14 protein-coding genes and 1 pseudogene are annotated in these 10,514 nt (G+C 34.1%); 12 read left to right on the top strand and 3 right to left on the bottom strand.

The genetic code is table 11. From position 1 onward, the window contains the following. Positions 1-246 precede the first annotated feature (246 nt). The 4 genes from FC14_RS09375 (at position 247) to FC14_RS11160 (ending at position 3,661) form a co-directional block, all read left to right on the top strand. Positions 247-2,067 (top strand): N-6 DNA methylase, encoded by a 1,821-nt coding sequence (locus FC14_RS09375; RefSeq protein ID WP_056977663.1) that lies wholly within the window; start codon positions 247-249, stop codon positions 2,065-2,067. Positions 2,068-2,072: 5 nt separating this feature from the next. Then, positions 2,073-2,795, top strand: coding sequence for a hypothetical protein (locus FC14_RS09370; RefSeq protein ID WP_056977661.1), 723 nt, complete (start codon positions 2,073-2,075; stop codon positions 2,793-2,795). Between the two features lie 24 nt (positions 2,796-2,819). After that, positions 2,820-3,308 (top strand): hypothetical protein, encoded by a 489-nt coding sequence (locus FC14_RS09365; RefSeq protein ID WP_056977660.1) that lies wholly within the window; start codon positions 2,820-2,822, stop codon positions 3,306-3,308. A 62-nt stretch (positions 3,309-3,370) separates the two neighbouring features. Then, complete coding sequence (locus FC14_RS11160; RefSeq protein WP_156655804.1) at positions 3,371-3,661, top strand: IS66 family transposase; 291 nt, start codon at positions 3,371-3,373, stop codon at positions 3,659-3,661. A gap of 55 nt (positions 3,662-3,716) precedes the next feature. Here the strand turns inward: FC14_RS11160 and FC14_RS09360 are convergent, their stop codons facing one another. After that, positions 3,717-3,992, bottom strand: a complete 276-nt coding sequence (locus FC14_RS09360) for a hypothetical protein (protein ID WP_056977658.1) — start codon at positions 3,990-3,992, stop codon at positions 3,717-3,719. Between the two features lie 196 nt (positions 3,993-4,188). Here FC14_RS09360 and FC14_RS09355 point away from each other — a divergent pair, with 196 nt between their 5' ends. The 8 genes from FC14_RS09355 to FC14_RS09325 all read left to right on the top strand — a co-directional run bounded on the left by FC14_RS09355 (position 4,189) and on the right by FC14_RS09325 (position 8,626). Then, the gene (locus tag FC14_RS09355) at positions 4,189-4,953 is read left to right on the top strand and encodes a spr1630 family ClpXP-sensitive toxin (RefSeq protein ID WP_156655802.1); all 765 of its coding nucleotides are present in this window, start codon (positions 4,189-4,191) and stop codon (positions 4,951-4,953) included. A gap of 13 nt (positions 4,954-4,966) precedes the next feature. Next, entirely contained in the window at positions 4,967-5,104 is a 138-nt protein-coding gene (locus tag FC14_RS11070) for a helix-turn-helix domain-containing protein (RefSeq protein WP_338131949.1), read from the top strand. Further along, on the top strand, positions 5,105-6,151 hold the full coding sequence (locus FC14_RS09350; RefSeq protein ID WP_478212000.1) for a spr1629 family repressor/antitoxin: 1,047 nt from the start codon (positions 5,105-5,107) through the stop codon (positions 6,149-6,151). 487 nt (positions 6,152-6,638) lie between these two features. Next, the gene (locus FC14_RS09345; protein WP_056977654.1) at positions 6,639-6,839 is read left to right on the top strand and encodes a hypothetical protein; all 201 of its coding nucleotides are present in this window, start codon (positions 6,639-6,641) and stop codon (positions 6,837-6,839) included. A gap of 356 nt (positions 6,840-7,195) precedes the next feature. Then, positions 7,196-7,432: a hypothetical protein gene (locus tag FC14_RS09340; protein WP_056977652.1), complete on the top strand. Its 237-nt coding sequence runs from the start codon at positions 7,196-7,198 to the stop codon at positions 7,430-7,432. A gap of 258 nt (positions 7,433-7,690) precedes the next feature. Continuing rightward, a complete protein-coding gene (locus FC14_RS09335; RefSeq protein ID WP_056977651.1) occupies positions 7,691-7,888 on the top strand; it encodes a hypothetical protein in 198 nt (65 codons plus the stop codon). A gap of 41 nt (positions 7,889-7,929) precedes the next feature. Next, positions 7,930-8,394, top strand: a complete 465-nt coding sequence (locus tag FC14_RS09330; RefSeq protein ID WP_056977649.1) for a hypothetical protein — start codon at positions 7,930-7,932, stop codon at positions 8,392-8,394. A 31-nt stretch (positions 8,395-8,425) separates the two neighbouring features. Continuing rightward, positions 8,426-8,626: a hypothetical protein gene (locus tag FC14_RS09325; RefSeq protein ID WP_056977647.1), complete on the top strand. Its 201-nt coding sequence runs from the start codon at positions 8,426-8,428 to the stop codon at positions 8,624-8,626. A gap of 45 nt (positions 8,627-8,671) precedes the next feature. Here FC14_RS09325 and FC14_RS11155 read toward each other — a convergent pair. Together FC14_RS11155 and FC14_RS09320 are read right to left on the bottom strand one after the other, a co-directional pair. Then, positions 8,672-8,872, bottom strand: a pseudogene (locus FC14_RS11155) (transposase); the annotation flags it as partial. A 982-nt stretch (positions 8,873-9,854) separates the two neighbouring features. Then, positions 9,855-10,358 carry a hypothetical protein gene (locus tag FC14_RS09320; protein WP_050612355.1) on the bottom strand — a complete coding sequence of 168 codons (504 nt, stop codon included), beginning with the start codon at positions 10,356-10,358 and terminating at the stop codon, positions 9,855-9,857. Between the last annotated feature and the right edge of the window lie 156 nt (positions 10,359-10,514).

Below are 10,514 nucleotides of genomic sequence, written 5' to 3'. Positions count from 1 at the left end.
GATTGTGGTTTTATGGTCTTTTTTTGCCAATAACGTCCAATTATGGAGTGCTTACTGTTAAGTAAGTAGCTTGGTTAGAAATAAATAGCCTGCGTTTGCATTGTAAGAGTAATTTTTTTCAAGGTACTCCCTTATTTTAAAAAAAGTATTTTTAATACTTTTTAAAATTATTCAAAATACACAGTTGACATATATTTAATATGTGTGTAGAATTACGTTGTAAGTTAAAGGAAGGAGTGATGCAACTTGTTGAACGAAAGATTGTACGAGCTAATGAGTGGTATACGTGGTTATGTTCCTGAAACAGAGGTACCAACCTTATTTGCAGGGTTAGCTTTGTTGAAATACTCTGGTAGAGATCTTCTTAAGAACTTAGTTTTGCAAAGTAAAAAGCAGTTAGAAGAGACGTTAGCTGAAATTACGAGTGGGTTAGATGTTAGTTTATTATCGAGCTTTACTTCAGAATTTAAGTCTATTGTTGATGAGATTCCGGATGCTACTTATCGTTCATTACTAACAGCTGCTAATAATTTGCAGGCAAACGACTTAATGAAAGTTGCTACTACGTATGGAATTTGGCATGGTGGTAAGGATTTCTTTATAACAGTACCAACAGAAATCAGTAAGTTATTGGTAGGATTGGCAGATGTTCAGCTTGGTGATAGTCTGCTTGATCCAACCGCAGGAGTAGGTGGAGTATTAGTTGAGGCTTTACATTATCAACCGGGATTAATTGTAGGACAAGAGCTTAATGTTACCGTGGCACAGATAGGTTACCTTACTTTACTTGTGAATGGTGCAAATAAGGAGCAACTAAAATTTTATGCGGACGATGTCTTATTACATCCACATTATTTAGATAAATTTGGTAAGTTTGACAAAATTGTGCAAGTTGTGCCCTTTGGATTTAGATTATCATCTAGTCTAGATAATGATGAGTATGGGCGGTTTCCATTTGGTCCCTTGAGCAAAATGGCGGGAACATTGGCTTATATCAGTAATGCAATTTCTTCGCTGAAACCAACTGGTGGCAAAGCAGTAGTCCTGGTTAGTGCTGGTGACTTATACAGAGGCGGGAGTGAAGCTAGGATTAGGAAGAATATCTTAGCTTACGATTTAATTGAAACAGTCATTTCATTACCAGCTAATATGTTCTATTCAACCGGGATTGAAACGGCGATTATAGTTTTGAATAATGACAAACCCTCGCAGTCTGAAATGCAGGTGCAATTCATTAAAGTTAACGATGAAATGACTAGGAGTACACGGACGAATAAGCAACTAAAAGCCGAAGCGTTAGAACAGATTTTAGAGTTATATCATAGTAAAAAAGAGGTTCCAGGGCTAGCTGCTAACATCCCTGTATCTGAGATTAAGAATGGGGATTTATCAGTTGAAAGCTATATTAAGCAAGTTGAGTTTACTGTTAATGGCGAGGAGATTCATGTAAATTACAAAAAACTACAATCGTTAGATACGCTTACCTTAGGCCGGGTTGCTGAGATAGGTCGAGGCTACAATTTTAGTAGTAAAGATGAAAGTGATACTGGAGAATACCAAGTCATTCGGATTACTGATTTGACAGAGACGGGGATTGATTATACTAAACTTATAAGTGTTAATCCGCGTCAAGTCGATTTAAGTAGTTACTTAGTTCAAAAGGGTGATATTCTGTTAAGCGTACGTGGTAATACTAACAAGGTAGAATTGATTGAAGAAGGGCATGATAAACTTTTAGTTCACGCTAATTTGGTTAGTCTAAGAGTAAGGGCAGGCTATGATGAGCATTTCTTAAAACTATATCTAGAAAGTTCGTTGGGACAGATTTTGTTAGCGACCCTTGCTAGAGGGACGACTGTTAAGCAAATCAGCATACAAGATTTACGGATACTACCGGTTCCCAATTTATCTTTAGCAAGGCAACAAGAAATTGTAGCTAATTATCAGAGAAAAATGCTACAAGTAGAACAAAGGTTGGCCGCCATTAGGCGAGAAGAACGTGATATTCAGCACGGTTTTTATGATGCAACTGGAATGGGGGAAGCATTTGAAATAGAGGAAGGATGAGGAAAATGACTATTGATGAAATTTTAAACAAGGATGGAATACTTGTTAAGTTTGTTGAAAAGAAGTATGTTGATTCGTTTTGCGATGGTGAAATACATTTTGAAAGTTTATCTTCTTTTATTGATAAAGAGAAAATCGAAGGCGATACTGTAATTGGTGATGAATATGAAGGTGCGAGATTGTGGAATATTTCTATCAAGAGAAATTTTTCACACCAGAGATACGTAAAGACCACATTACATCTTGATGATGAGGATAAAAGACGTTTGGGAGTAGCTAGCTTTTTCTACATACCATATAAAGAAATGGATGTAATTGATAAGAGTGAAAAAGCAGCAAGGCTAAGATTGTCTCAATCTGTGATTGAGTATTTTAGAAATTTTAATAAAACAGCTAAAAGAATACCAGTTGTTCTTACAGCTAGCTTTTTTTATGAAAAAATGAAAGAATATATGGATGACGAAAACAGTAGAACACTAGCGATGGGACCAGTATGCTACTATGATGAGAATGATTCAAACTTCAAGGATATATCGTATCTAGAATTAGCATTTCGGAAAAGAAATAGGTATTCTGAGCAAAAAGAATATAGGGTGGTTTATTGGTTAGATGATAATGATGAAAGATATAATGCGGAAAATTACGTTTATGAAAAAATTAAAAACCTTACTTATTCGTTCCATAATGAGGAATCGTTGTATGAAGGATTAGTAAAAGTAACTTGTTAATGAAAATTTTGGAGGAATGATTGAATGAAGTGCAAATTTAGAGACGCTGATAAATTAAAAAATTTAAGGGCAAATTTCCTAGGTAGGCCACTAAAAAAGTCTTATGGAAGTATAACCTGTGAAGGCGCATTTATTGATTATATAGATAAAACAGATATTAACTATCGAGATTTAGAAGATTATGTTATTGCTTTTTCGTCCGAAACAAACACTAATAATGATTTGATTGCTGCTAGAAATTGTTTGCAAGCATATATTGATAGGAGAGATGAATACGCAAATATTATATCGAGTATGGCACTACTTGTTGCAATATTAACATGGATTAAAATCGAAAATTCAGTGATAGTTATACTCATACTCTTTCAAACAATCTATATTTGGGTTCATAAGAGAAAGGATAATTTGCGAATTAATGAAGCAAATGTTTTGATTACGAGTATAAATATAGTTCTAGAGGAAAGGACAAAGACAGCACAATTAACTATTGGCAATTTTAAAGACGAAAAATGATTCGTTAAGTTTGAAAAAATTTTATCAAAAAATTTCGAGCCGGATTAGAAAATATTTACTAAATTGGGGAACTAACACTGTCAAATAATTCAGTGGAACAAGCCATTAGACCAGCAACTCTAATTCACAAAAATTCACTGTTTGCGCCAACAGTGGCTAGGGCAAAAGCAAACGCGATCTGGTACAGCTTGATTCAAACATCAAAATTGAATGGGTTAGATATCTCTAAATATCTCAACTACATCTTTTCGTTACTAGAGCAGCGAAAAAAGTTGATGTTGAGGCTTATTTGCCATGGAATCCTGAAGTTAAAGAAATTTGTACAAATTAAAGACCATAAATTCACATTTTGATTGTGTGATTTTACGGTCTTTTTTAATTGGTGACACTTCGTTATGTAGCGCTTACTTATGATGGAGTACTCATCTTTAGCTCTTTTAGAAACTCATCATATTTTTGATGATACTCTGATATAGAGTCAAACGCATAGTCTCCTGTCACATTACTAAAATATTCTTTCCCATACACCTGCCAATATTTGGTAGTAATATACGCTACAGCTAAATCGTGCGCGATTTTTTCATTAGAAATTTTTTCGGATATAATTTTGCCTCCTTCTTCATTAGCATTAGTACATATCGTTTGGCGATTTATAACCCCAAAATTTAATTTGATACTTTGCATAACAAACGTCCTACATTACCTATATCGGTCGTTTCTTTTATTTTTTAACCCTTGTTCAAGGGCGGAATGAAACGTAACTATTAGAGCGACACTTTTAGGTGAAAGTAACTTACTTTAAAAAAACAGGGCAAAATACTTTCTTTTTTAAATAAAGAAGTATAATTAAGCACATAAAGAAAGCATGAGTTTTGAGCGGATGGATAGCAATATTTCCTTACCAAGTGAACTATGTCAAGCAATTGTAAATGGTATTTTGAATGGGTATAAAGATTATCTTGAGGCAAGAAGACAAGCTTATAATGCTTTAAGGGTTAGCGCAGCGTATGCCTGGACAAAAGGTAATCATATTGATTCTAGTGTATACAAAGAATTTGAAAAATATAGGCAAGTTAAAAGCTCGGTGGAGAAAGCCGGGTATGCTTGGGAATATCTTCAATTTATTTTGGAAGATACTAGTGGTGAGAAGTACTTGATAATCGTGAAAAATAGTCGGGGAATTAAGAAGGCCTTCAATGGGCAAACGGATGGCGTTAAAACGAATAACTATTTGCGTGAATATGCTGGTATAAATAATTCGTTTATTGACAGAACTGTTCTGAAAACAGTCCCATCTGAAAAAGTTGTTCAACTAGAACTTCCAGGACTCGGAAGAGAGGGTAAAGAGATAGCGACTGAAGATGTTGTAAGTTACGATCGGTTTTATATTGTGACATGTGAATTTGATTCTCAATCTAAAATGATTAGTAAAATCGCTTTGACAATACCAAATCAAGCGGAAATGACTTTAATTGAAGTTGCGGATTTAACACCTTTAATAGAGAATAGCACCCATTCAATTAGTGATGAAGAACTTGAAGTTGCTAAGACTGATAAACTTCCGGATGGTATTTACGATGAAAATCATACATTTGGATATGAGGTTGCTAGCGAGAAACAAACTGATACAAAAGAAGCAAATTAAGTAAAAAGTTAGGATGATTTTCATGTTTTATGGGGAGAAACTAAGTAGCCTTAGAAAATTGAACGGCCTCTCTCGCAAAGAACTAGCAGACAAATTGAATATAACTGAACAATCAGTATGGCAATATGAAAATGGGCTTATGTTACCTTGAATTGAAATACTGAATCGATTGCGTGGTTTATTTAATGTAGAAACAAAGTACTTTTTTTCACCCAGCAATCTTATTGATAAGGTTAGTGAGGAAAGGATTGCATATAGGGCGAAGGATAGGGAGTCAAGAAAAAAGACCAAGCTTGAACTAACTTTTTTGAACTACGTTGACTACTATATCAACTACTTTGAACAAAATCTGTTGTTGCCTCAAGAATCTATAATAGCTATCAGAAAAGAATGCCTGCGAATGCTTAAAGAAAGTAACTTGGAAAGAAATGAGCTAATTAAAGTAATTGCTACATTTGCGAGAAGAAAATTAGCTCTAAATGATAATAAAAATTTGATGTATATCCTGGGGCGTAGTGGGATTTATATTCTTGAAAAGAATTTAGGCGCACAGATTGATGCTTATAGTACAGTTACAAATGATGGTCGCTTGTATATAATTTTGGGGACGTTCAAAAAGTCTGCTGTTAGAAGAAATTTTGATTTAGCTCATGAATTAGGACACTTACTATTACATGCTAATATAGACATGGATATTTTAGCAGCTATTGAATTAAAAGTTATTGAAAAGGAAGCGGATTTATTTGCGTCTATCTTTCTTTTACCAGAAACAGAGTTTTCCAATGATTTTTTAGCCTTAAAAAGGAAATCTAATCCGGATTACTATATTGAGTTAAAAAGAAAGTACTTGGTTTCAATTGCAGCTTTGGAGATGAGGGCTTATGGATTGAAACTGATAACTTATCAGGAGAATCGATATTTTTGGGGACAATTAACCAAAAAAGGTTATAGGCAAATTGAGCCATTAGATAATGAACTTCCATCGATAAGGCCGGGAAAGGTTCGTTCGCTTCTAAAATTTGTGCTTGATAAGAAAGTAGTAAACTTAGATGAAATGTTGAGTCAATCTAATCTACTACCTAAATTTCTTATTAAATTATTTAGCTTAGACAATGATTTTTTTGATCAATATTTAGAAGTGAAGAAAGATTATTATAGTAATGCTAAGGTCATAGATATGGCAGCTTTTCGCAATTGAGTATAGAGAGATAAAAAACTTATCCATATCTTCAAAAATTGATTGATTACTTGAATGGATGGTAGTAGCTTTAGGCTAGGAAAATAATGATAGTTACAACATAGGTTATTGAAAGAAGGGGCAGCTAGAAATAGTTGTCCCTTTTCATATTCTAAATTTTTTACTGGTGATGTACTTGTATCTGTTGGTTGAAGGTAAGCTAAAATAGTACTAGTATCGATAGGCAACAAAAGGTTGAAACTACTGTTTTGGAAAGAATTGACGGAAAAAAGCATATATAGTTGAGAGTGAAAACGGATGCTAGGCAGAACGGGTGTGAAAACTAGTTAATTCCAAGTAAACTTTAGGGAAAGTTCGGAAGGCGTAACTACTAGGAAGAGTAGTATAAAAACATTGTTTGTGACGAAATTTCCGCGAAGGGAAAACTCCTTGAAGGTGGTATAATTAGCATAGATATAGACGCATAGCGCCAATGGAGGTGGGAAAGATGAAATTGTATAAATGGAAAAAAGGCGATGGAAAACAGCTATTAGGGTGTTTAGTAGCTATTTTAATTGGTGGCGTTATTGCATTGCCGCTCTCGATTTTAGGTGTTACTTCAATTGACGACATAATCATTCCGGTTTTCTTTATTATTGGCTTTATTACCTTTATTGGCGGTATCTTTAAATGGATATTTAGATTGTAAGAACGAGAGTGAGTCTGCAAAGGCTCTTTTTTGATATCTACTGTTAAGGATGAAAAGATGGACATCACAGTGAAGTATGGGATAAAGAGTCCATATGGTAACGTATTGGATGCAGGCCTGTGAAAAGTTATTAGTCTTTAGTATCTTCAGTAAAAAAACGGTATCTAATGAATTAGAAGAAAATTAAGAAAGATTAGATTGTGAATGTTGACGAGCATTCACGATTTCTGACAGAGATTATGGGTGTATCGAAAACGTATTCAAGGTAGATTCTATTTAACTTAGGAGAAATATAAATGAAGAAGAAATTCTAGAAATTGAAGCTAACTTACAATCTTGGAAGGAGAAAGTGAAAAATGAATGAGATAAAAATTATTAATAAATTTTCAACTCCTAAAAGAACTGTTTTAATTACTAACAAAGAATTACCAGAAGAAATATGGATTGGTGATCAAGCTAAAATCAATGATATAACGTATACTATTATTGGAGTTCCTATTTCAGATAGAAATACGTTTGTAGTAGACAAAACTGATAAAATCAGTGTAGGCCAAATTGTTAAGTTTTATAAAGCTCAAGTATTCAAAAAATAAGGTGAGTGCTTTTATATTTTGGAGGGAAAAGCATGGATGATGGTAAGCACTGATACGTTCTCTTTAAAGTAGATATAGAAAAGGGTATGAAAACTAGTAAATTCCAAGTAGGCTTTAGGAAAAGTTCAGGAGGCGTAACTACTAGGAAGGGTAGTATAAAACTATTGTTTATGATGAAATTTCCGCGAAGGGAAAACTCCTTGAAGGTGGTCTAATAAATACAGAAAAAAACTGATCACACCAATGGAGGTGAGAAAAATGAAATTGTATAAGCCTAAAAAGGGCGATGGTATAAAAATGGCAACCCCGGTGATTATTGTTATTGTATTATATTTGTTTTTCCCTAACGTTGGGGATGCTATATATAATGCATATAATGATGCCGTTGTCTATTTTTTTGTATTTCTATTTATCTGTGGTCTTATTTCACTTATTGCTGGAATCTTCAAACTATAGATAGTGAAAATAAACGCATAGCGCCAATGGAGATGGGGAAAATGAAATTTAAGAGACACAAAGTAACAAAAGATGACTGGTTAGTTGTTTTAGTTGGTATTTTATTTGGTGTTATACTAATTTGGTTTTCCTCAGTTTTTGGTTTGGATTTAATAAAACGAGTATGGTCATCTTTTTTGATTATTTATTGTTTTTCTTACTTTATTGGTGTGGTAGTTAATCGAATATTTAAATTGCGAAGGAAAAAAGTAGATAAAATTAGCGTTGGCGAGAGTGTGGAGTTAAACTATATAAATGGAAAACATATTTTTTATGCAGTTATTTGTGGAATTACAGTTGCGATTGGTGTTATTATCGCTTTGATTTGTGGTATATATGATATTACAGTAGTCGAACTATTTATTAAGTTATTTCATGCTTTCAAAAACCTTGTATATATGTTTTTATTTGGAGGCATCATACTTCTTGTTCTTCCCTTCATAATCATAGGAAAGTTCTTTAGGTGATAAAACAATAACATCAATGGAGGTGAAGTGGATGAAACTGTATAAATGGAAAAAAGGCGACGGCATAACTTTATTATGGATGGCAGTTGGTGCTTTGGTTGGTTTAATTTTAGGAATGATTGGGGGAGCGCTAGGCTGGCCATCCATTGACGAGATACTTGTTTATGCTTTCTTTATCATTGGTTTTTTTACTTTTGTTGGTGGTATATTTAAATGGATATTTAGATTATAGAAATGGCTCTGCCCAAAACTTTGTGTGCATCATTTTCAAAGAATTCTAAGAAATCAGTGCAATTTTCTTAGAATTCTTTTTCTTTGGCTTGAAATTCAACCAAAGAATGATGCGTTTCTTCATATTGGTGAAATTAGGCATGCTGAAACTAAGGCGTCTGAGTAGCTTGATTTTACGGTCGATTCCTTCAATAGGGCCATTTGAGTATTTAGCAAATTTAGGATTAGCGACATTCAAAACATGGGCTAGTTTTTTATCCGTTGTTAAAGTAGGGTATTTAAGGTTTGAATTAAGTGATTATTATCGATGTTTTTAACGTTTTTAGGGTAAGCATCATCACGTTTCTTGGTTCACTGGACTTTTTCTCATAAGAAAATTTAGCTGCAAAATTGTTGTGGTGAAGTGCATTTTTACTAGTGATATTTTGTTATAGAGCGCTAGTATCTGTCGACCTAAGATAAGGTGAAACAGTACTAGTATCGACAGATAACAAAAAGGTTGATATTAAGGGACTTGAAAGAATTTATGGAAAAAAGTAATATGTAATTGAGAGTGAAATTTAGTGATAGACAGAATGTATGTGAAAACTAGTTGGTAGTACGGGGGTTTGGGAGTGCAGTGAATTTATTTAACTTAAGAGGAATGTAAACTTTTTAACGTCATAGACGTGTTTTATTAGGTCACCGGAATCTATTTAACTTAAGAGGAATGTAAACAACTTAAATTCAGGGTAAAGTGGATTCTTGTTAGTAGAATCTATTTAACTTAAGAGGGATGTAAACCCTTTCATTGACTAGGGTCTATATCAATTGGATATAAGGAATCTATTTAACTTAAAAGGAATGTAAATTCTGAGTTCATCACACTCTCTGTACCTAAGTCATTGGGATCTATTTAACTTAATAAGAATGTAAATTTAGCTAATAGCGACTCGAAATCAATATTGGCTATCAAGACAGCGGGCAGCTAGAAATAGTTACCCCTTTTCATATTCTAAATTGCAAGTACTTCATAATAGCATGTATGTAAATATGCTACTAACACGGACATGGTACAGGGGGACTATATCAAAGCATGCTTAGCCGAGATTGTAGGAGAAAGGGTTAAGTCCACGCATGTGGGAAAATCCTAACCGATATTAGGTGCGTCTATCTTAAAATACTGCCATAAATATAACCAGCCTATGATTGAATGTTCACGTTTCAATCATAGGCTGGTTTAGTTTAAGTTAGTTATCGTTGTGGTAGTAATTAATCAATTCTTCATAGGTATCGAGAGGTTCGAAATTGAGGGTCCACTCAACTAAGGGCATATCCTCGGGGGTCAGCTTATAGGCAATTTCATTTGGATCTAGGTAGACGGCTTCGGGGTCAGGTAAAGCTTCTTGCATCACTTGGCCAAAATATTCACTATTCTCGTCTGTCACCTTAACTTCCTTGCAGCGGTGCTTAGTAATGAAGCACAGTTCAGGCATTTTTAACAAGTCCAAGGTGAAATCGTGGTGATTCAAGTGGATATGTGCTAATAGCTGGGTGAAGCGGTCGTGCGTTGAATTTAGCTGGTAATCAAATGAGTAGTTAAGGGCGGGAAGTAGGTTTTCATCTGCTGGGTCCAACCCGACTCTGTCAGCCAAATAATAAGGAAGGCGGAGGTAGAGTAGGTATTGAAAAGAGGTCTTATCAACTTCTTCTACGAAAAAAAAGCAACCAGCGTATAATTGATATAAGCTCATCTAATCAAGTCCCTTCCTAAACATTTATTAACTAAGTATAACACAGTTGTAGCTAAAAGGGCGTTCAATGCTTGCGAAAAGAATTTTCAGAATAAACATTCATTGTTTTGGCAAAAAATGCTAAAATAAAAAGGACTATGTAAAAGTTAGGATTGT

Origin of the sequence: Ligilactobacillus agilis DSM 20509 (genome assembly GCF_001436215.1) — a bacterium.
Classification (GTDB): Bacteria; Bacillota; Bacilli; order Lactobacillales; family Lactobacillaceae; genus Ligilactobacillus; species Ligilactobacillus agilis.
Note: the sequence above shows the minus strand (reverse complement) of the source record. Positions and strands in the feature narration are given on the sequence as shown.

Bases quoted from the DNA above. Each gene is read 5' to 3' on its own strand.
- FC14_RS09330 (WP_056977649.1), top strand. From the start codon at position 7,930: ATGAAATTTAAGAGACACAAAGTAACAAAAGATGACTGGTTAGTTGTT.
- FC14_RS09355 (WP_156655802.1), top strand. From the start codon at position 4,189: ATGGATAGCAATATTTCCTTACCAAGTGAACTATGTCAAGCAATTGTA.
- FC14_RS09360 (WP_056977658.1), bottom strand. From the start codon at position 3,992: ATGCAAAGTATCAAATTAAATTTTGGGGTTATAAATCGCCAAACGATA.
- FC14_RS09325 (WP_056977647.1), top strand. From the start codon at position 8,426: ATGAAACTGTATAAATGGAAAAAAGGCGACGGCATAACTTTATTATGG.
- FC14_RS09340 (WP_056977652.1), top strand. From the start codon at position 7,196: ATGAATGAGATAAAAATTATTAATAAATTTTCAACTCCTAAAAGAACT.
- FC14_RS09320 (WP_050612355.1), bottom strand. From the start codon at position 10,358: ATGAGCTTATATCAATTATACGCTGGTTGCTTTTTTTTCGTAGAAGAA.
- FC14_RS09370 (WP_056977661.1), top strand. From the start codon at position 2,073: ATGACTATTGATGAAATTTTAAACAAGGATGGAATACTTGTTAAGTTT.
- FC14_RS09365 (WP_056977660.1), top strand. From the start codon at position 2,820: ATGAAGTGCAAATTTAGAGACGCTGATAAATTAAAAAATTTAAGGGCA.
- FC14_RS09335 (WP_056977651.1), top strand. From the start codon at position 7,691: ATGAAATTGTATAAGCCTAAAAAGGGCGATGGTATAAAAATGGCAACC.
- FC14_RS11070 (WP_338131949.1), top strand. From the start codon at position 4,967: ATGATTTTCATGTTTTATGGGGAGAAACTAAGTAGCCTTAGAAAATTG.
- FC14_RS09345 (WP_056977654.1), top strand. From the start codon at position 6,639: ATGAAATTGTATAAATGGAAAAAAGGCGATGGAAAACAGCTATTAGGG.